A 19,080-nucleotide genomic window follows, 5' to 3' on the forward strand; every position below is an offset into this window, starting at 1 on the left:
GACGCGACGCGCGCATCTAAATCGTCTTAACGAAGCAGCGCGCTTTGCGACCAGACGGAATCGTCGATCGACAAGAAATCGGGCCAAATTGATCAGCTGGAGCAAGCTCTCATCGAAAAAGTCTCTCAACTTTTTCGGCGCGCTGGCTCCGATTCGAATTACTCGACCGCTTCGGCGCTCACGAAATTCCAGGAGGCCGTATCGACGACCTTATTTTCTGAGCCATTGTTGCTCAGCCTAGCGCAGCTTCCCTCGACCGCCGTCACGGTCCAAACGCCGCTTTCTTCGTCCCAGACGCCTTCGAGATTGACGAGCGTCGTGACTTTATAAACTTTTCCAGTCTCAAGCATCTTGCTGTCCTTTGCTGAACGATCGCCCCCTCGGCGACAGGATTGCATCGGCTCAACTCAGATGACGGATGATGATCGCCACAAAAGGGGCAAATTTAGGGACGTTCCGAACTAAGCACGATTGATGCCGACCAATCCCTAAGCTCACGCCTGCTTGCGGCCGCAGCGCATATGGAGCGGCGCGCGCAGCGGCAGCGCCGGCGGATTGACATTCCAGGCCGCTTCCAGCTCTTCCCGAACGAGCGACAAGGGATCGCGCCCCTCCTGTCGCTTGTATTTCCTGACCGCCGACCAAGTCGTCAGAAAGCTGACGAGATCGCCAAGCGAATCGGCGATGGGCGTGTCAAAGGCGGGCGGCTGCAGCTCCGCGAAGGGAAAGGGCAGGTTCTCGTAGCGATTGAAATAGAAAACGGAAATCTCGTCCCAATAGGGGCCGAGAATGTCGTCCTTGAGTTTGCGCAAGACGAGATCGAGCGGCTCCTTGTTCGTCCATGGCCAGTCATAGGTCCAGGCCGCGATGAGGCCGCCCGGCCGCAGCGCCCGAGTCGCGGCCTCGTAAAACCTCGGCAGATCGAACCAATGAATGGCGCAGGCGCAGGAGATGAGATCGACCTCCGCGCGCAGGCCGAGATCGTCTTCGGCGCGCGCCGGACGATAGTCGATGTTGGCGCGCTTTGGCGCGAGATCGAGCTGACGGGGATCCTCATCCGTCGCGAGCACTTTGGCGAAATGATTCGAAAGGCCGAGCGCCGCCTGTCCGCTTCCCGTCCCGCAGTCCCAGGCGAGACGATTTTCATGCGCGACGCTCGCGAGCCAGGCGAAGAGCGCGTCGGGATATTGCGGGCGAAAGGCCAGATATTCCCCGGCGTTTTCGCCAAACACCAATGACTCGCTGTTTTTCATCAGGACGGCCTCAAATCTCGCGTCGGCGCGTTTGGTCCGGGCCAAAACCTTTTCGCTTGAGCCAAGAGGCCGTCGCCCGATCATGCCAGGGGACGCGGTCGCCTTGACCGTGAAAGCCCATATGTCCGCCGCCCGGACTGAGCGCCGTCTCGATCGTCGGCAGACGCGCCCAATCCACCGCCGTATAACACGCTCCGGGAATCCAGGGGTCGTCCAACGCATGCAGGATCAGCGTCGGCAGCGTAACGCCGGCGAGGAAATTCTTGGCGGCGTTGGCGTCGTAATAGTCCTGCGCGCCCCGATATCCAAAATGCGGCGCGACGAAGAGATCGTCGAATTCATAGACGTTTCGGGCGCCCGCGATGGCGGCGCGTTCCGCCGTGATGAGCGCGGCGCCCGGGGCGAGCGCCTCCTGCTTCATCGCATGGAGCATATAGCGATGATAGGCGAAATTGCGCGGCGCCATCATCTGCGCGCAAGTCGCCGCCAGGTCGATCGGGGCCGACACCGCGACGCCCGCGATCACGGGCAAGCCATGGCCGCCTTCGCCGAGAAATTTCAGCACGAGATTGCCGCCCAGCGAATGGCCGATGAGCACGACGCCGCGCCGCGAGAGGGCCGCGGGCAGAGCCCGCAGCGCCGCCGCGAGATCCTCGGTCCTGCCGGCGTGATAACGGCCGCTTGAGGTGGCGCGCGACGGCAGGGAGCCGCGCAGATTGAGGCGCAACACCGGCCAGCCTTGATCGACGAGATAACGCGCGGTCGCCACGCCATGATGGCTCGCCTCCGAGCCGGCGAGCCCATGCGCGAGAACGACGAGCGGCGCGGCGACATCAGTGGCGGGCCGATCGAGCCGCGCCGCCAATTTGTCGCCGTCCGGCATCGCCAGCAGCAGCCGCTCGCCGCCTAAAAGCTCGGGCGGCGCGCCGCGGATGAGGTTGCGGAGAGTCTGGAGGTCGGCCCCGAGCCAGGGCGCCCGCTCGCGGAATGGGGGGAGTTCCTCGTCCGACGTGGAAAGTTTGTCCGCCATGATGCCGATATCTGATCTCTCGCCCCGCATTGCGCCAGAGGCCCCGATTCGATGGGCCGCTTTGTTGTGGAAAGTTGAAATCCCAAATTTCGTGATGAGAAGCGCATAAATGCGAACAAAAAACGCATTTATATACTTGACTGATAAAAGCCGCTCTGTCATTCTCAACATCAAGGAGAATGACGATGACACCCGTCGAATTGAGCAACCCCGTTTACAGCGACGAAGATGCGGCCCGGGAACATATCGAATCAATCCGGTGGCCGGAGGGGGTGACATGCCCACACTGCGGCGTCGTCAAAGAGGGTATCCGGCCTCTCCAAGGCAAGAGCATGGGGCCGGGCTGGTATTACTGCACGTCATGCAAGGACAAATTCACGGTTCGGATGGGCACGATTTATGAGCGGTCCCACCTTCCGCTGCATAAATGGCTTCTGGCGTTTCGACTAATGGCATCGTCAAAGAAGGGCTTTTCGGCCCACCAGCTTAGCCGGACTTTGAATGTCACCTATAAGACGGCGTGGTTTGTCGCGCATAGGATCAGAGAGGCGATGGCCGACCACGATCCCGAGCCATTCGGCGGCAAGGATAAGGTCGTGGAGGTGGATGAGACATTTCAAGGCCCGTCTGACGTAACCTTTGTGAATGGCAAGGGCTGGCAGAAGAAGCGGGGCACAGCGAGTAAGCGGAAGATCGTCAGCCTTGTTGAGCGGGGCGGACGGGCCAAAAGCGTCAAAGTCGAGGACCTGACGACGAAAACCCTTAAGAAGGTGATTTTCCCGCACGTTGTCCTAGACAGCACGCTCAACACCGACGAAGCGCAGCATTACAAAGAGATTGGCCGGGAGTTTGCCAGCCATGAGGCGGTAAATCACAGCCAAGGCGAATATGCGCGGGGCAAGGCTTCAACCAATCACGTTGAGGGCTTCTTTTCGATCTTCAAAAGAGGCATGGTCGGGACATACCAGCATTGTTCTGAAAAACATTTGCAGCGGTATCTGCATGAGTTCGATTTCCGGTATTCGAACCGGGTTGCCCTTGGCGTCGAAGACGGCGAGCGGACTTCACGGGCGATCGCTGGCGCCAACGGGAAGCGACTGACTTATCGCCGCGTTAACAGCGGGGAAGCCGCATAAGCGGCTTACTCGGAAGGTGTTTCGGACTTTGCGGCGGCCTTTTTGGCCTTGCTCTGGCGAGGCTTTCGGCTCTCTTTCTGAGTTTTGGGCGGCATTTGTAGAGATCGGCGAATAGCGCGGTCCATACGTCGCGCTATTTCGGCTTCCGTAAATTCCGGTTCTTGTTTATTCGGCATGACTCAACCTCTTGATTTTCCGTACAAATTGACTCTATCAAACGAATTTCTTGCATAAAAAACAGAGGTTTGCTATAGATGCGGCACGCCACCGGCTGCAACCAGTGGCGTGCCTTATCTAACGAGGCTGCATAATTGCATCCTCCCAATAATCCGATGAGGCTTACCGTGACCGCCTCATCGGTAATATGTGGCCAGAGCGACCACTACTCTGCCGCCCTCGTGGCGGTTGCCGACTGCACCAGTGACACGGCCTCGTGCAGCCGGGAGACGCGACTTTCGGGTTTGGACCCCGGTTACGCGTTTTACACTCCGGCCCCTTTTGGAAGGGGGGAGGAGAACGGCCCTTGTCAGACCGATTCATCTGCCCCGACGCTATGCGTCGGGGCTTGTTCTTTTGGGCGCAGTTCGTCGCCAAAATATATCAGTTTGACGACATTAGCCTTTGGCGTCCCTATCCACTCTTTCAACCCCCACCATCCTTTGCGCATGGAAGCGAGGGAAGCGTTTGAAGAAAGATAGGCGCTCAGGGTAGCGATGGGATTCTTGCCACCAACTATTACGCCCCTGTCGGCCATGAACCTCTTGAGTTCATGGATGGAAACTGGGTGATTGTAATCCCGTATTACTTCCTCACAGAACCGCTGGGACAACTGGGAGGGCGAGTTTGGGTCTCGCCTACTTTTATGAGGGGCGGGGCTCAGTGGACGCGCGACAACATCTGCTTCGACAAAATCAAAGCCATATTTCGAGGCGACAGCCTTAGCCTGCTCAATAAGCGATAGATCGCGATCAATCTCAGCCGCCGCCTTTTTGGCGTCGTCGAGAATTTTCGCTTTCCTTGCTTCCAAAAGTTGGCGCGGGTCCACTGTCTGGCGTTCCGATTTTGATCCTGACAGAATAATGGCACCGCTTCTCTGTCGTGTCAATAAAAAGAGCGCGTAGGCTCACTATCCAATTGTGAGGAAGTGGGAAACAAGCCTGTTGTCAGTAAAGTATATAAACGCGACAAAAAAAGAACTTGGCAAAAAGAACAAATAGTGCACAATCGATTTCAGGCGCATTCATTGTTCGTATCGGCGGCGGGGCGTTGCCCGCGTCCCCCGAACCTGCCAGAAGGAATTTTCAGCCGTGAGCCAAGCTAACCTCCGCCTTGTGGAAGGGACTTCCGTGGACAAGACCAAGGCCCTCGACGCCGCTTTGTCGCAGATCGAGCGCGCCTTCGGCAAAGGCTCGATCATGCGGCTCGGCAAGAATCAGAAGGCCGTCGAGATCGAGACCATTTCGACGGGCTCGCTCGGCCTCGACATCGCGCTCGGCGTCGGCGGCCTGCCGCGCGGCCGCGTCGTCGAGATTTACGGGCCGGAATCCTCCGGCAAGACCACCCTTACCCTGCATGTCATCGCCGAGGCGCAGAAACTGGGCGGCGTCTGCGCCTTCGTCGACGCCGAACATGCGCTCGACCCGGTTTACGCCCGCAAGCTCGGGGTCAATCTCGAGGAATTGCTCATCTCGCAGCCCGACACCGGCGAGCAGGCGCTGGAGATCACCGATACGCTGGTGCGCTCGGGCGCCGTCGACGTGCTCGTCGTCGATTCGGTCGCTGCGCTGACGCCGCGCGCGGAAATCGAGGGCGAGATGGGCGAGGTGCAGCCCGGTCTGCAGGCGCGGCTGATGAGTCAGGCGCTGCGCAAGCTCACCGCCTCCATCTCCCGCTCCAACACGCTCGTCATCTTCATCAATCAGATCCGCATGAAGATCGGCGTCATGTATGGCTCGCCCGAGACGACGACGGGCGGCAATGCGCTGAAATTCTACGCCTCGGTCAGGCTCGACATCCGCCGCATCGGCGCGATCAAGGAGCGCGACGAGACGACCGGCAATCAGACCCGCGTCAAGGTGGTCAAGAACAAGGTGGCGCCGCCGTTCAAACAGGTCGAATTCGACATCATGTATGGCGAAGGCGTCTCCAAGGTCGGCGAATTGATCGACCTTGGCGTCAAGGCCGGCGTCGTCGAGAAATCCGGCGCCTGGTTCTCCTACGACAGCCAGAGGCTCGGTCAGGGCCGCGAAAACGCCAAGACTTTCCTGAAGCAGAACCCCGAGATCGCCCAGCGCATCGAACAAACGATCCGCGAGAACGCCGGCCTCATCGCCGAGCGCATTCTCGAAGCCGGGGGCGATGACGAGGGCGAGGAGTAAGGTCAAGCCCGGCCGCCAGCGCGGTTTCCGATCGCTCTAGCGGCGGCGAGGCCAAGGTTAATCCAATCATGGCGCCTGAGGCTGGGACGCGCCCGCCCTCGGGCGCCATTGCCGTTTCCGCGCGAAGCTGGCATATCGCGGCCTCGACGAGGCGCGCCTGACGACAAACGGCGCGGCTTTCTTGAAAAACCCCCGGGCCGCCGCCAGTTTCATGGAAGCGGGAAGCCGCCCGAGTTTATTGTTTTCATGCGCCTCTTTCCGGAGCGAACGCCGCTCCGCCCGGGCGCTTTCGCGAGCCGTGACGATATGAGTGGCGTCAACCAGATACGTTCCGCCTTCCTCGACTATTTCGCGCGCAACGGGCACGAGAAAGTCGCGTCGTCTTCGCTCGTGCCGCACAATGATCCGACGTTGATGTTCACCAACGCCGGCATGGTGCAGTTCAAGAACGTCTTCACCGGCGTCGAGAAGCGCGCCTACGCCCGCGCGGCTTCGGCGCAAAAATGCGTGCGCGCCGGCGGCAAGCACAATGACCTCGACAATGTCGGCTATACCGCGCGTCACCACACTTTCTTTGAAATGCTCGGCAATTTCTCCTTTGGAGATTATTTCAAGGAAGGCGCGATCGAACTCGCCTGGAATCTGATCGCGCGGGAATTCGCGCTTCCCGTCGATCGCCTCCTCGTCACCGTCTATCACGACGACGACGAAGCCTTCGATCTATGGAAGAAAATCGCGGGCTTTCACGACAGCCGCATCATCCGCATCGCCAGTTCCGACAATTTCTGGAGCATGGGCGATACGGGTCCTTGCGGCCCTTGCTCGGAGATTTTCTACGACCAGGGCGAGGCGCTCAAGGGCGGCCCGCCGGGAAGCCCCGACGAGGACGGCGACAGGTTCCTCGAATTCTGGAACCTCGTCTTCATGCAATATGAGCAGGTGGCGCCGGGCGAACGCGCGCCCCTGCCCCGCCCCTCGATCGACACCGGCATGGGCCTCGAACGCATCGCCGCGCTCATGCAGGGCGTCACCTCCAATTACGACATCGACCTCTTTCGCGCGCTCATCGGCGCCGTCGTCGACTTCACCGGCGCGCCGGCCGACGGTCCGCAAGCCGCGAGCCATCGCGTCATCGCCGACCATTTGCGCGCCTCCGCTTTCCTTGTCGCCGACGGCGTGACGCCTTCGAACGAGGGCCGCGGCTATGTGCTCCGCCGCATCATGCGCCGCGCCATGCGCCATGCGCAGCTTCTCGGCGCGCAAGAGCCGCTGATGTGGAAGCTCGCGCCGACGCTCGTCGCCGAAATGGGCCAGGCCTATCCCGAACTCGTGCGCGCGCAGGCGCTCATCGTCGATACGCTGCTCACCGAGGAAACGCGCTTTCGCGCGACGCTCGCGCGCGGCCTCGCGATCCTCGACGAGGAAACGGCTTCCTTCGCCGCCGGCGCCAAGCTCTCGGGCGAAACCGCCTTCAAGCTCTACGACACTTTCGGCTTTCCGCTCGATCTCACCGAAGACGCGCTGCGCCCGCGCGGCATTGGCGTCGACAAGGAAGGCTTCAACGCCGCGATGGAGCGCCAGCGCGCCGAGGCGCGCAAGGCCTGGACAGGCTCCGGCGAAACCGCGACCGAGACCCTCTGGTTCGCGCTGAAGGAACGCCTCGGCGCGACGGAGTTTCTCGGCTATGAGACGGAAAAAAGCGAGGGCGTCGTCACGGGAATCGTGCATGACGGCGCCGAGGCCTTCTCCTTGAAGCAGGGCGCGCGCGGCGCGGTCCTCCTCAACCAGACGCCCTTTTACGGCGAGTCGGGGGGCCAAGTCGGCGATACGGGCGTCATGCGCGGACGCGGCGTGCGCTTTCGCGTCGAGAACGCCTCAAAGAAGCTCGGCGACCTCATCGTTCACGAGGGCGTCGTCGAGGAAGGCGAGATCGTTCCGGGCCTCGCGCTCGAACTCGACGTGGATCACGCGCGCCGCAAGGCGGCCCGCGCCAATCACTCCGCGACGCATATTCTACACGAAGCGCTGCGGCAGGTGCTCGGCGATCATGTCGCGCAGAAAGGTTCGCTCGTCGCGCCCGACCGGCTGCGCTTCGACTTCACCCATCCAAGGCCCTTGAGCGACGAGGAGCTGGCGCGGGTCGAAACCCTCGCCAATGAAATCGTGCAGGACAATGCGCCGGTCGAAACGCGCGTCATGGCGCAGGACGACGCCATTCATTCCGGCGCGCGCGCGCTGTTCGGCGAGAAATATGGCGACGAAGTGCGCGTCGTCTCCATGGGCCGTCCCGATCCCGGCGCGGCGCATCCTTTCTCCGTGGAACTTTGCGGCGGCACGCATGTGGCGCGCACCGGCGACATCGGCCTCATCGCCATTGTCGGCGAAAGCGCCGTGGCTTCTGGCGTGCGCCGCATCGAGGCGCGCACCGCCGAAGGCGCGCGCGGCCAGCTTGTCGCGCAATCGCGCGCGCTGCGCGAGGTTGCCGCGCTGATGCGCGCGCCGCTGGAGGAAGCGCCGGCGCGGCTCGCGAGCCTGCTCGAAGAGCGCAAGAAGCTCGAACGCGAACTCGCCGAGGCCAAGCGCAAATTGGCGATGGGCGGGGGCTCTGGCGACGGCGCGGCGGACAAGCCGCGAGACGTCGGCGGCGTCAAGCTGATCGCGCGGTCGGTCGAGGGCATTGAGGCGAAGGATCTGAAGTCGATGGTGGACGACGCCAAAAAGGCGATCGGCTCGGGCGTCGTCGCCATCGCCAGCGCCTCGCCCGACGGCAAGGCGGGCATCGTCGTCGGCGTCACCGACGATCTCACCGCAAAATATAGCGCCGTGGATTTCGTGCGCGTCGCCAGCGTCAAGCTCGGGGGCAAGGGCGGCGGCGGCCGTCCCGATCTCGCCCAGGCGGGCGGCCCCAACGCCGCCGCCATCGATCAGGCGCTCGCCTCGGTCGAGGACGCGCTGCGCGGCAAAGCGGCGGCGTCATGAGCGCGCCGGGCCGGCGGCGCGGGCCGGCTCTTTGGCGGCGACGCGTCCATATCATTCTCGACGGCGGCACCCACGATCATACCGCGCGCTTCGTGCATCGCGCGCTCATCACGCTCGTCATGCTGTCGGTCGGGGCGGTGATTCTCGAATCGGTTCCCGAATATGAAGAGCGTTACAAAGCGCTTTTCGACGCCGTCGAATATGTCGCGGTCGCCGCCTTCACCCTCGAATATGCGCTGCGAATCTGGTGCGCGCCGGAACATGCGCTTTACGCCCATCGCTCGCCGACCGCCGCGCGGCTCGCCTTCCTTCAGTCCCCCTCGGCGCTCATCGATCTCGCCGCCGTTCTGCCTTTCTATCTTTCCTTCTATTTCTCGCCGGATCTGCGCGTCTTTCTGCTGCTGCGGCTCCTGCGCTTCTTCAAATTCGCGCGCTATTCGCCCGGCATCCGCACATTGCTCGCGGTGATCGAAGCGGAGCGCAAGGCGCTCTTCGCCTGGCTGATCATCCTGTTTGGCGCCGTGCTCTTCTATTCGACCGCGATGTATGTCGCCGAACGTGAGGCGCAGCCGGAAAAATTGGGCACGATCCCCAACGCCATGTGGTGGGCCATCGAAACGGTGACGACGGTCGGCTATGGCGAAGTGACGCCCCTCACCCTCGCCGGCAAGATGATTGCGTCCTTCGCGATGGTCACGGGCTTCCTCCTGCTCGGCCTGCCGGTCGGCATTCTCGCCACCGCTTTCGCGGAGGAGATCCATCGCCGCGAATTCGTCGTCACCTGGACGATGGTCGCCAGCGTGCCATTGTTTCGCGGCCTCGACGCCCCGGCGATCGCCGAGATCATGCGCTATCTGAGGGCGCAGTCCGTGCCGCGCGAAACGCGCATCGTGCGCAAGGGCGACATCGCCCATTCGATGTATTTCATCGCCGAGGGCGAGGTCGAGATCGAGCTGCCGCACGCGAACGTCCGGCTCGGAGAAGGACAGTTTTTCGGGGAGATCGCGGTGTTGCAGAAGACGCTGCGCACCGCCAATGTGCGCGCGACCCTGCCGACGAAGCTGCTTGTTCTCGACGCCTATGATCTGCAGACGATCACGCAGCGCAATCCCGAGATCGGAGAAGCCATCCGCGAAGTCGCGCGAACCCGCACCGAGCTGGCGCCCGCCGAGCGCCATGGCGACATTATCGAGGCCGAACTCGACGAGCCGACGGCGCCGGAAAACGCAAGCTAAGCCCCCGCGTCAACCGATCGCCGCGCGCAATTCTTGCAGCTGCGCGAGCTTTTCGGAAGCCGCCTGACGCGCTTCCTCGGTCTTGGCGTCGGCGATGTCCTCGCGCGCGTCCTTAATGTCCGCGTCGACCTTGGCGACGTCGATTTCGGCGAGCGGAATCGCCTGTTCGGCGAGAATGGTGAAGCCCGTCGCATTGACGTCGGCGAAGCCGCCGCGCACGAAAAGCTTCTCGACCTTGCCCTCGCCCGAGACCGTCACGACGCCGGGCTTTAGGGTCGTCATCACCGGCGCATGGTCCTTGAGCACGGTGAACTGCCCGTCCGCGCCCGGCGCGACGACGGACTCGACCTCTCCGGAGAAGAGATGTTTTTCGGGAGAGACGAGCTCAAAGTGAAATGCGGCCATGATTGACTCCAGCGCGCCGTAGCCTTGGACCTTTGCGCGTCACGGCCAGGCTTGGCCAGTTGATCCACGCAATTGATCAGCGGATGGCCGGAACAAGTCCGGCCATGACGCCTTCTTGAAGTTACGCCGCTTCCTTGGCGAGCTTGGCGGCCTTTTCGATCGCCTCTTCGATGGAGCCGACCATATAGAAAGCCGCCTCCGGCAGATGGTCATATTCGCCTTCGACAAGGCCCTTGAAGCCCTTGATCGTATCGGCGAGCGCGACGAGCTTGCCCGGCGCGCCGGTGAAGACTTCGGCGACATGGAAGGGTTGCGACAGGAAGCGCTCGATCTTGCGGGCGCGCGCGACGGTGAGCTTGTCCTCTTCGGACAGCTCGTCCATGCCGAGAATGGCGATGATGTCCTGCAGCGACTTATAGCGCTGCAGCGTCGACTGCACCTTGCGCGCCACGTCGTAATGCTCCTCGCCGACGATCGCCGGGGAAAGCATGCGCGACGTTGAATCGAGCGGATCGACCGCCGGATAAATGCCCTTCTCCGCGATGGAGCGCGAAAGCACCGTCGTCGCGTCGAGATGGGCGAAGGAGGTGGCGGGCGCCGGGTCGGTCAGATCGTCGGCCGGCACGTAAATGGCCTGCACCGAGGTGATCGAGCCCTTGGTCGTCGTGGTGATGCGCTCCTGCAGCGCGCCCATGTCGGTCGCGAGCGTCGGCTGATAGCCCACCGCCGAGGGAATGCGGCCGAGAAGCGCCGAGACTTCCGAGCCCGCCTGGGTGAAGCGGAAGATGTTGTCGACGAAGAACAGCACGTCCATGCCGCGGTCGCGGAAATCCTCGGCGACGGTCAGGCCCGACAGCGCGACGCGCATGCGCGCGCCAGGCGGCTCGTTCATCTGGCCGTAAACCAGCGCGCATTTCGAGCCGGCGCCGCCGCCCTTCTTGTTGACGCCGCCCTCGATCATCTCGTGATAGAGGTCGTTGCCTTCGCGGGTGCGCTCGCCGACGCCGGCGAAGACGGAATAGCCGCCATGCGCCTTGGCGATGTTGTTGATCAGCTCCATGATCAGCACGGTCTTGCCGACGCCCGCGCCGCCAAAGAGGCCGATCTTGCCGCCCTTGGCGTAGGGCGCGAGGAGATCCACGACCTTGATGCCGGTCTCGAGAATCTGCGCTTCCGTCGCCTGCTCGGCATAGGAGGGCGCCGGCTGGTGAATGGCGCGGCGCGATTTCGTGAGCATCGGACCCGCTTCGTCCACCGGCTCGCCGATGACATTGATGATGCGGCCGAGCGTCTCGTCGCCGACGGGCACGGAGATCGGCGCGCCGGTGTCGCTCACCTCCTGGCCGCGCACGAGGCCTTCGGAAGAATCCATGGCGATGGTGCGCACGGAGTTCTCGCCCAGATGCTGCGCGACTTCGAGGACGAGGCGGTTGCCCTGGTTCGTCGTCTCCAGCGCGTTCAAAATCTCAGGCAGATGCTCGTCGAACTTCACGTCGACGACGGCGCCGATGACTTGGGTGATGCGCCCTGTGGGCTTGTTGGCGGCCATGTTTCGTCCTCGTCCTAAAGTGTCTTCTAAAGCGCCTCGGCGCCCGAGATGATTTCGATGAGCTCCTTGGTGATCATCGCCTGGCGCGACCTGTTGTAGAGGGTCGTCTGCTTGCGGATCATGTCGCCGGCGTTGCGCGTGGCGTTGTCCATGGCGCTCATGCGCGCGCCCTGTTCGGAGGCGGCGTTTTCGAGCAGCGCGCGGAACACCTGCACCGAAATATTGCGCGGCAAGAGTTCCGCGAGAATCTCGTCCTGGCTCGGCTCATATTCGTAAGAAGGCTGCGGCCCTTCGACCGGCGGAGCGTTCTCGTTCGACGGGATTTGCGCCGGAATGACCTGCAGCGCGGTCGGAATTTGCGAGATCACCGATTTGAAGCGCGAGAAGAAGAGCGTCGCGACGTCGAAGGCGCCTTCCTCAAAGAGGCGGATGATCTTCTTGCCGATTTCGTCGGCGTTCTCGAAGCCGATCTGCTTGACGCCGCGCAATTCGATGAGTTCGATGATGTTCTTCTCATATTGGCGGCGAAGCTGGTCGTAGCCCTTCTTGCCGATGCAGAGGATTTTGACCGTCTTGCCTTCGCCTTCGAGCCGCCCGATGTGCTCGCGCGCGAGGCGCACGATCGAGGAGTTGAAGGCGCCGCACAGGCCGCGTTCGGCGGTGGCGACGACCAGGAGATGCACGTCGTCCTTGCCATTGCCGGACAGCAGCACCGGGCCGCCCGTCGCGACGCTCGACGCGAGATTGGCGAGCACCGCCTCCATGCGCTCGGCGTAAGGCCGGGCCGCTTCCGCCGCCGTCTGCGCGCGGCGCAGCTTGGCGGCGGCGACCATCTGCATGGCCTTGGTGATCTTCTGCGTCGCCTTGACGGAAGAAATGCGGTTTCGAAGATCCTTCAGCGAGGGCATATCGTTTTGCCTGTCTCGTTTCCCCAACGCCCATAACGGCGCCGCGTGGATGGCCGGGACCAAGCCCGGCCATGACGACACTCGTTACGCGAAGGATTTCGCGAAATTCTCGACGACTTCTTTGAGTTTCGCCGCCGTCTCGTCGGGCAGATCCTTCGTCGTGCGGATGGTTTCGAGAATGTCGGGGTGCTGCGAGCGGAGCAGCGTCAGCAGCCCATCCTCGAAAGCGCGCACGCGACCCACCGGCAGCGGATCGAGATAGCCGTTGACGCCGGCGTAGATCACCACGACCTGCTCTTCCATCTTCAGCGGCGAGAACTGCGGCTGCTTCAGAAGCTCGGTGAGGCGCGCGCCGCGATTGAGCAGGCGCTGCGTCACCGCGTCGAGGTCGGAGCCGAACTGCGCGAAGGCCGCCATTTCGCGATATTGCGCAAGCTCGCCCTTGATCTTGCCGGCGACCTTCTTCGTCGCCTTGGTCTGCGCCGAGGAGCCGACGCGCGACACCGAGAGGCCGACGTTCACCGCCGGGCGGATGCCCTGGTAGAAGAGGTCCGTCTCCAGGAAGATCTGGCCGTCGGTGATCGAGATGACATTCGTCGGAATATAGGCCGACACGTCATTCGCCTGCGTCTCGATGACGGGCAGCGCCGTGAGCGAGCCCGCGCCGCGCTCGTCGTTGAGCTTCGCCGCGCGCTCCAGCAGGCGCGAATGCAGATAGAAGACGTCGCCGGGATAGGCTTCGCGGCCCGGCGGGCGGCGCAGCAGCAGCGACATCTGGCGATAGGCGACGGCCTGTTTGGAGAGATCGTCGTAGATGATGACCGCGTGCAGGCCGTTGTCGCGGAAATATTCGCCCATGGCGCAGCCTGAGAAGGGCGCGAGGAACTGCATCGGCGCCGGGTCCGAGGCGGTCGCCGCGACGATGATCGAATAGTCGAGCGCGCCGCGCTCCTCGAGCACCTTCACGAATTGCGCGACGGTCGAGCGCTTCTGGCCGATGGCGACATAGACGCAGTAGAGCTTCGCCTTCTCGTCGTCGCCGTCGTTGAGGGACTTCTGATTGAGGATGGTGTCGAGCGCGATGGCGGTCTTGCCGGTCTGGCGGTCGCCGATGATGAGCTCGCGCTGGCCGCGGCCGATCGGGATCAGCGCGTCGACCGCCTTAAGGCCGGTCGCCATCGGCTCATGCACGGATTTGCGCGGAATGATGCCGGGCGCCTTCACGTCGACGCGGGCGCGCTGCGTCGCCTTGATCGGCCCCTTGCCGTCGATCGGATTGCCGAGCGCGTCGACGACGCGGCCCAAAAGCTCCTTGCCGACCGGCACGTCGACGATGGCGCCGGTGCGCTTGACCGTCTGGCCTTCCTTAATGTCGCGGTCGGAGCCGAAAATGACGATGCCGACATTGTCGCTTTCGAGGTTCAAGGCCATGCCGCGCACGCCATTCTCGAATTCGACCGTTTCGCCGGCCTGGACATTGTCGAGGCCATAGACGCGGGCGATGCCGTCGCCGACGGACAGAACCTGCCCCACCTCGGTGACTTCGGCCTCAGCGCCAAAGTTGGCGATCTCATTTTTGAGGATCGCGGAAATTTCTGCGGCGCGGATATCCATCAGCCGACCTCTTTCATGCGTGTGCGGATTGCGTTGAGCTTGGTGCGGACGGAAGCGTCCACCATGCGCGAACCGAGTTTGACGACGACGCCGCCGATGATCGACGGATCGGTCTTGACGGCGAGTTGGACGGTCTTGCCGCCGGTGACGCCCGTGAGCGCGGCGCGCAGCGCCGCCTCGTGATCGGCCTTCAGCGGCGCCGCGACCGTCACTTCGGCGTGGGCCAGCCCCTTGGCCTCGTCATGCAGGCGCCGATAGGCGGCGATCATGTCGGAGATGACGAAGAGGCGGCGTTTCGACGCGACGAGGCGAATGAAATTCGCGGCGATCCCGCCGATGCCGGCCTTGGAGAGAACCGCGTCGAGCGCCTTGACCTGCTCCTGCGCGGAGAACACCGGGCTTCTCACCAGGCGCCTCAGATCGGCGCTTTCGTTGAGCAGCGTTTGAAAACTGTCGAGCGCGGCGTCTACCTCATCGGCGGCGCGCTTTTCGGTCGCGAGATCGTAAAGGGCGGAGGCATAACGTCCCGCGACGCCGGAAAGCGAATCTCCGTGTTGAGCCACTTGTCTCGCTCGTCAAAATCTACGCCGTCCCGAGGCGCCGCTCGCATTGCAAATCGCGCGATCGCGACCACAAGCGGTTAGCCTCAAGCGACGGGTGCGGCAGGAAAAGGAACGAGGGCTGCAACGCCCCAGTTCCAAGGCGAGCGTCCCCTAACACAGCCGATTTTGGGGCGCAACCCTGTCGCCGCGCAGCAAAACGCCTAATAAATGAGCGGCGGCGCATGGGCTTTCGGCGGCTCGCGGCGGCTTTCCATACGTAAGCTTGGGCGATTTGCTTTTGCGGCGCAGCATAAGCTTGCCTATTGTCGCTTCCGCAAAGGGCGTCGACGAGAGCAAGATAGGCGCAAGCGCGACGCAAAGACGCATGCATAACATCGCATAAGGAGAGGGCGCATGGCCACGGCGATCGTCGGAATTATCGGTGGGTCGGGCGTTTACGATCTGCCCGGGCTGACCAATGTGCGCCGCGAGCGCGTGACGACGCCCTGGGGCGAGCCCTCCGACGAACTGACTTTCGGCGAGATCGGCGCGACGCAGGCGGTGTTTCTGCCCCGCCACGGGCGCGGCCATCGCCTCTCGCCCTCCGGCATCAACTATCGCGCCAATATCGACGCCTTAAAGCGCGTCGGCGTCACCGATCTCGTCTCGGTCTCCGCCTGCGGCTCGTTCAGATCGGAATTGTTCCCGGGACTTTTCGTGCTCGTCGATCAATTCGTCGACCGCACCTTCTCGCGCCAATCCTCCTTCTTCGGCAATGGCTGCGTCGCGCATGTGTCGATGGCGCATCCGGTGGCGCCGAAGCTCGTCGCGCGCATCGCCGAGGCCGCCAAGGCCGAGAAGGTCCAGCATGTCGTCGGCGGAACCTATGTCTGCATGGAGGGGCCGCAGTTTTCCTCCTACGCCGAATCGCTGACCTATAAGGGCGCCGGCTATGACGTGATCGGCATGACGGCGATGCCCGAAGTCAAACTCGCGCGCGAGGCGGAAATCTCTTACGCCACCGTCGCCATGGTGACGGATTTCGACTGCTGGCATCCCGATCACGACAATGTCGACGTGGCCGCCGTGATCGAAATCGTGCGGCGGAATTCCGCGACCGTCGCGCGTCTCTTGGCGCGGCTCCTCGCGGATTTTCCTGGGGAGCACGAGCCCTGCCCCATCGGCTCCGACCGCGCGCTCGACAACGCCATCCTAACGGCGCCGGACGCGCGCGACCCGGAGTTGCTCGCGAGGCTCGACGCGGTGATGGGGCGGGTGAAGGGCAAGGGCTTTTTGTGATATAGGAAGCTCATGGCGATCACCCTCACCCCCGACCAGGAAGCTTGGCTTAAAGCGCATGTCGCGACGGGCGATTTTCCCTTGATCGAGGAGGCCGCCCGTCAGCTCATCGACGAGCGCATTGTCGAGCGCGAACTTGAAAAAGACGATTTGGCTTGGGCGAAGCCCCTCGTTGACGAAGGTGTGGCCGCGCTTGAACGCGGCGAGCATATTTCGCTCGAGGAGCACAAGGCGCGCAACGCCGCCCGTCTCGCCGCGCGCTCGACAACGCCATCCTCTCCGCGCTCGACGCGCGCGACCCGGAATTGCTGAAGAAGCTCGACGCGGTGATGGGGCGGGTGAAGGGGGGATAGGCTGACATCAGCGCCGACGAACTCGGCAGCCGCCTAAGGCTCAGCCGCGCGAAAAGCCATCGCAAAAGGATTACTAGTATCCGCATGCAACAATTTAGAACAATACTGCAAACGCGCAGACCTCATGGCTTTAGGAGGGTCTGATGCGAAAACCAAGTCGGGACGTTCAACTTGACGATATTATCGCCGGTCAATGGATTGGGGTTGATTCGGATGCGCTTGCGATTGCCTTGAAAATTCACCTCGCGCTTGAGGCCATACTCATTGAAATGATCCGCCTCTTTCAACCCGACGATAAGATTTACAAGCTGTCGTTTCCGCAAAAGACCGAGAAGCTTGTGCAACAAGGTTATATTCTGTCCGCTGACAAAAGCGCTTTCGACAGGTTCAATGACTTTCGCAATGACTTCGCCCACATTTTTGGCCATAGGGTTACGTTAGAATATGCTCTTGCGCTAGCACGTGACCTGGAGGCGCTCGGCATCGATTTCTCAGACTCAGTTGGATCTTATTCGGAAGCGGAAGCCACTGAGTACTACGGAGGGTTTTTCGGCGTCCTTGAAGAGATCGGGTGGAACATTCTCTATCACGCCGCTTATAATTTAAGGGAGCGAGGGGGGCGCGATATTTTTGAAGCGGAAACTAGGGACGTTGAACCATGAAATGGGGTAGCGCGAAATTACATGCGATCGGTATGGTGCGCTCTATTAGTGGTAGAAGTATCGTCGAAAGCCCGTCAAATTAAAAGAGGCGTACATCAATACGCTCATGCTCTCGATAGAAAGGCCGAAACTGGAAGAGTTTTTTTCTTGCGTCTTAATAGCGACGACGCCTCTTAGCTTCAATCCTCTTTTTAACTCAAAACAATATCCGCCGACACTCGAGCTGCTTGAGATGACGTTGGGGGTTTGAATGATGGATTCCCTATAGTTTGGTACCCCGCCGGATTTTTTTGGATTCTTGCACAGCGCAGACTGTTGGGAGTTATGGAGCTCACATTTTTGAAGATGAGCCGATAGTCGAAACCGATCCTATTCATCGAATACCAGAAGGTACCTCTAACCTGGAAGCGCTCCGCAATATCTTCTTGGTCAACGAGCGCGCGCTATTCGAATGGATCGTTTCAGGCGGCAGCATGCAGGAGGCCTACGACAAGCGTGATCCGCGCCACATGCAATGGCTTTGGGATATCGCCCATCATTCGGAAGCTTGCCTCGAAGGCGACGGACCGACGACCGAGAGCGAGGCTCTCGCGACTCGGCTCGAGGAAAGCAAATTTGGCTATCTAAGTCGAAAGGATCGCCTGCTTATACAGCACGCAGTTGCTTTGCGCTGCGAGGCCTTCCTGACAGTAGAGCGTCGCCTACCGAGCAACGCCGAGCACATTGAGCGCGAACTCGGTATTCGCATCCTCACGCCAGTTACGCACTGGGAGCTGTTGCGGCCATGGGCGGCGCTTTGGCGCTAGCGAGGGTGTCCCAAAAAAACTTCTGGTCTTCAAGTCCGCGCCTCCCCATTTGCGCGCCGCCCCGCCCTGCGTGTATCTCTCTCACGCCGTGGCGGTTTCGCCATGTTCCACCATTCGCGGCGAGGCTCGCCGCCGATCCGAAGGCCCTTCCATGCCGCTTGCCGACGCGATCCGCACCATTCCCGACTATCCCAAAAAGGGCATTCTCTTTCGCGACATCACGACGCTGCTGGGCGACGCCAAGGCCTTCCGCAAGGCGGTCGACGAACTCGTGCAGCCCTGGGCCGGCACGAAGATCGACAAGGTCGCCGGCATGGAGGCGCGCGGCTTCATCTTAGGCGGCGCCGTAGCGCATCAGCTCTCCGCCGGCTTCATTCCGATCCGCAAGAAGGGCAAGCTGCCGCACAAGACCGTCTCGGTCTCCTACGCCCTCGAATATGGCGAGGACCAAATGGAGATGCATGAGGATGCGGTGAACGGGCCCGAGCGCGTCATTCTCGTCGACGATCTCATCGCCACCGGCGGCACGGCGGAAGGCGCCGTGAAGCTCCTGCGCAAGCAGGGCGCCGATGTGGTGGCCGCCGTTTTCGTCATCGACCTCCCCGATCTCGGCGGGGCGAAGAAGATCGAGGCGCTCGGCGTGCCGGTGCGGACGCTTGTCGCCTTCGAAGGCCACTAAACCGCCTTGATCGGGTGCTTCCGTTAAGCTGAGGCTCAAGAAAGCCGTTTTTTCGCCAGCGAAAGGCGCTTAGGGGTCAATGACGCCGCGACATACGCATCTGGCGCTGGCGACGCTCGCCGTCGCCGCCCTCCTCAGCGGGGTTGCGGCCCTGCGTTACATGCCCGGCATGCCGGGAAAGCGCGCCGTTCCCACTCTGGCGCTGTCGCCGCCCGGCGGCGGCCCGCTCCTTCCCGGCCTGCGCGGCCGCCC

The 19,080-nt window shown here is 62.2% G+C and carries 17 protein-coding genes and 1 pseudogene; 9 read left to right on the plus strand and 9 right to left on the minus strand.

What is annotated here, in order from left to right; all coding sequences use genetic code 11:
- Positions 1-158: 158 nt before the first annotated feature.
- The 3 genes from V3H18_RS10725 to V3H18_RS10735 form a co-directional block, all read right to left on the minus strand.
- Positions 159-350 carry a hypothetical protein gene (locus tag V3H18_RS10725; RefSeq protein ID WP_332082035.1) on the minus strand — a complete coding sequence of 64 codons (192 nt, stop codon included), beginning with the start codon at positions 348-350 and terminating at the stop codon, positions 159-161.
- A 144-nt stretch (positions 351-494) separates the two neighbouring features.
- Entirely contained in the window at positions 495-1,253 is a 759-nt protein-coding gene (locus tag V3H18_RS10730) for a class I SAM-dependent methyltransferase (RefSeq protein WP_332082036.1), read from the minus strand.
- 10 nt (positions 1,254-1,263) lie between these two features.
- Positions 1,264-2,283 (minus strand): YheT family hydrolase, encoded by a 1,020-nt coding sequence (locus V3H18_RS10735; protein WP_332082038.1) that lies wholly within the window; start codon positions 2,281-2,283, stop codon positions 1,264-1,266.
- A 185-nt stretch (positions 2,284-2,468) separates the two neighbouring features.
- Between V3H18_RS10735 and V3H18_RS10740 the strand changes: the two genes are divergently transcribed.
- Positions 2,469-3,419 (plus strand): IS1595 family transposase, encoded by a 951-nt coding sequence (locus tag V3H18_RS10740; protein ID WP_332082039.1) that lies wholly within the window; start codon positions 2,469-2,471, stop codon positions 3,417-3,419.
- A 526-nt stretch (positions 3,420-3,945) separates the two neighbouring features.
- On the opposite strand, the gene V3H18_RS10745 is transcribed toward V3H18_RS10740, so the two are convergent.
- Positions 3,946-4,464, minus strand: coding sequence for a hypothetical protein (locus V3H18_RS10745; protein WP_332082040.1), 519 nt, complete (start codon positions 4,462-4,464; stop codon positions 3,946-3,948).
- A gap of 262 nt (positions 4,465-4,726) precedes the next feature.
- Here V3H18_RS10745 and recA point away from each other — a divergent pair, with 262 nt between their 5' ends.
- The 3 genes from recA to V3H18_RS10760 all read left to right on the plus strand — a co-directional run bounded on the left by recA (position 4,727) and on the right by V3H18_RS10760 (position 10,011).
- Positions 4,727-5,797 (plus strand): recombinase RecA, encoded by a 1,071-nt coding sequence (gene recA / locus V3H18_RS10750; RefSeq protein WP_332082041.1) that lies wholly within the window; start codon positions 4,727-4,729, stop codon positions 5,795-5,797.
- 306 nt (positions 5,798-6,103) lie between these two features.
- Positions 6,104-8,776, plus strand: coding sequence for an alanine--tRNA ligase (gene alaS / locus V3H18_RS10755; protein ID WP_332082042.1), 2,673 nt, complete (start codon positions 6,104-6,106; stop codon positions 8,774-8,776).
- The gene (locus V3H18_RS10760) at positions 8,773-10,011 is read left to right on the plus strand and encodes a cyclic nucleotide-gated ion channel (protein WP_332082043.1); all 1,239 of its coding nucleotides are present in this window, start codon (positions 8,773-8,775) and stop codon (positions 10,009-10,011) included. Before alaS ends, V3H18_RS10760 begins: the two co-directional genes overlap by 4 nt.
- 9 nt (positions 10,012-10,020) lie before the next feature.
- Here V3H18_RS10760 and V3H18_RS10765 read toward each other — a convergent pair whose 3' ends face one another.
- The 5 genes from V3H18_RS10765 to V3H18_RS10785 all read right to left on the minus strand — a co-directional run bounded on the left by V3H18_RS10765 (position 10,021) and on the right by V3H18_RS10785 (position 15,050).
- A complete protein-coding gene (locus V3H18_RS10765; protein ID WP_332082044.1) occupies positions 10,021-10,416 on the minus strand; it encodes a F0F1 ATP synthase subunit epsilon in 396 nt (131 codons plus the stop codon).
- Between the two features lie 121 nt (positions 10,417-10,537).
- Positions 10,538-11,965 carry a F0F1 ATP synthase subunit beta gene (atpD, locus tag V3H18_RS10770; protein WP_332082045.1) on the minus strand — a complete coding sequence of 476 codons (1,428 nt, stop codon included), beginning with the start codon at positions 11,963-11,965 and terminating at the stop codon, positions 10,538-10,540.
- A gap of 26 nt (positions 11,966-11,991) precedes the next feature.
- Positions 11,992-12,873, minus strand: a complete 882-nt coding sequence (locus tag V3H18_RS10775) for a F0F1 ATP synthase subunit gamma (protein ID WP_332082047.1) — start codon at positions 12,871-12,873, stop codon at positions 11,992-11,994.
- 84 nt (positions 12,874-12,957) lie between these two features.
- Positions 12,958-14,487: a F0F1 ATP synthase subunit alpha gene (gene atpA, locus V3H18_RS10780; protein WP_332082048.1), complete on the minus strand. Its 1,530-nt coding sequence runs from the start codon at positions 14,485-14,487 to the stop codon at positions 12,958-12,960.
- The gene (locus V3H18_RS10785) at positions 14,487-15,050 is read right to left on the minus strand and encodes a F0F1 ATP synthase subunit delta (protein ID WP_332082049.1); all 564 of its coding nucleotides are present in this window, start codon (positions 15,048-15,050) and stop codon (positions 14,487-14,489) included. The genes atpA and V3H18_RS10785 overlap by 1 nt, the downstream gene beginning before the upstream one ends.
- Before the next feature lie 393 nt (positions 15,051-15,443).
- Here V3H18_RS10785 and V3H18_RS10790 point away from each other — a divergent pair, with 393 nt between their 5' ends.
- The 5 genes and pseudogenes from V3H18_RS10790 (at position 15,444) to V3H18_RS10810 (ending at position 18,828) form a co-directional block, all read left to right on the plus strand.
- Positions 15,444-16,328: an S-methyl-5'-thioadenosine phosphorylase gene (locus tag V3H18_RS10790; protein ID WP_332082050.1), complete on the plus strand. Its 885-nt coding sequence runs from the start codon at positions 15,444-15,446 to the stop codon at positions 16,326-16,328.
- 248 nt (positions 16,329-16,576) lie between these two features.
- Positions 16,577-16,681 (plus strand): annotated as a pseudogene (locus V3H18_RS10795) (S-methyl-5'-thioadenosine phosphorylase); the annotation flags it as partial.
- Between the two features lie 143 nt (positions 16,682-16,824).
- Positions 16,825-17,343, plus strand: a complete 519-nt coding sequence (locus tag V3H18_RS10800; RefSeq protein WP_332082051.1) for a hypothetical protein — start codon at positions 16,825-16,827, stop codon at positions 17,341-17,343.
- Positions 17,344-17,816: 473 nt separating this feature from the next.
- A complete protein-coding gene (locus V3H18_RS10805; RefSeq protein WP_332082052.1) occupies positions 17,817-18,149 on the plus strand; it encodes a hypothetical protein in 333 nt (110 codons plus the stop codon).
- Between the two features lie 151 nt (positions 18,150-18,300).
- Positions 18,301-18,828, plus strand: coding sequence for an adenine phosphoribosyltransferase (locus V3H18_RS10810; protein ID WP_332082053.1), 528 nt, complete (start codon positions 18,301-18,303; stop codon positions 18,826-18,828).
- Positions 18,829-19,080 lie beyond the last annotated feature (252 nt).

It is taken from the genome of Methylocystis borbori, assembly GCF_036576025.1.
Lineage (GTDB): Bacteria > Pseudomonadota > Alphaproteobacteria > Rhizobiales > Beijerinckiaceae > Methylocystis > Methylocystis borbori.

Bases quoted from the DNA above. Each gene is read 5' to 3' on its own strand.
- V3H18_RS10725 (WP_332082035.1), bottom strand. From the start codon at position 350: ATGCTTGAGACTGGAAAAGTTTATAAAGTCACGACGCTCGTCAATCTC.
- V3H18_RS10730 (WP_332082036.1), bottom strand. From the start codon at position 1,253: ATGAAAAACAGCGAGTCATTGGTGTTTGGCGAAAACGCCGGGGAATAT.
- V3H18_RS10735 (WP_332082038.1), bottom strand. From the start codon at position 2,283: ATGGCGGACAAACTTTCCACGTCGGACGAGGAACTCCCCCCATTCCGC.
- V3H18_RS10740 (WP_332082039.1), top strand. From the start codon at position 2,469: ATGACACCCGTCGAATTGAGCAACCCCGTTTACAGCGACGAAGATGCG.
- alaS (WP_332082042.1), top strand. From the start codon at position 6,104: ATGAGTGGCGTCAACCAGATACGTTCCGCCTTCCTCGACTATTTCGCG.
- V3H18_RS10760 (WP_332082043.1), top strand. From the start codon at position 8,773: ATGAGCGCGCCGGGCCGGCGGCGCGGGCCGGCTCTTTGGCGGCGACGC.
- V3H18_RS10765 (WP_332082044.1), bottom strand. From the start codon at position 10,416: ATGGCCGCATTTCACTTTGAGCTCGTCTCTCCCGAAAAACATCTCTTC.
- atpD (WP_332082045.1), bottom strand. From the start codon at position 11,965: ATGGCCGCCAACAAGCCCACAGGGCGCATCACCCAAGTCATCGGCGCC.
- V3H18_RS10775 (WP_332082047.1), bottom strand. From the start codon at position 12,873: ATGCCCTCGCTGAAGGATCTTCGAAACCGCATTTCTTCCGTCAAGGCG.
- atpA (WP_332082048.1), bottom strand. From the start codon at position 14,487: ATGGATATCCGCGCCGCAGAAATTTCCGCGATCCTCAAAAATGAGATC.
- V3H18_RS10790 (WP_332082050.1), top strand. From the start codon at position 15,444: ATGGCCACGGCGATCGTCGGAATTATCGGTGGGTCGGGCGTTTACGAT.
- V3H18_RS10800 (WP_332082051.1), top strand. From the start codon at position 16,825: ATGCGAAAACCAAGTCGGGACGTTCAACTTGACGATATTATCGCCGGT.
- V3H18_RS10805 (WP_332082052.1), top strand. From the start codon at position 17,817: ATGCAGGAGGCCTACGACAAGCGTGATCCGCGCCACATGCAATGGCTT.
- V3H18_RS10810 (WP_332082053.1), top strand. From the start codon at position 18,301: ATGCCGCTTGCCGACGCGATCCGCACCATTCCCGACTATCCCAAAAAG.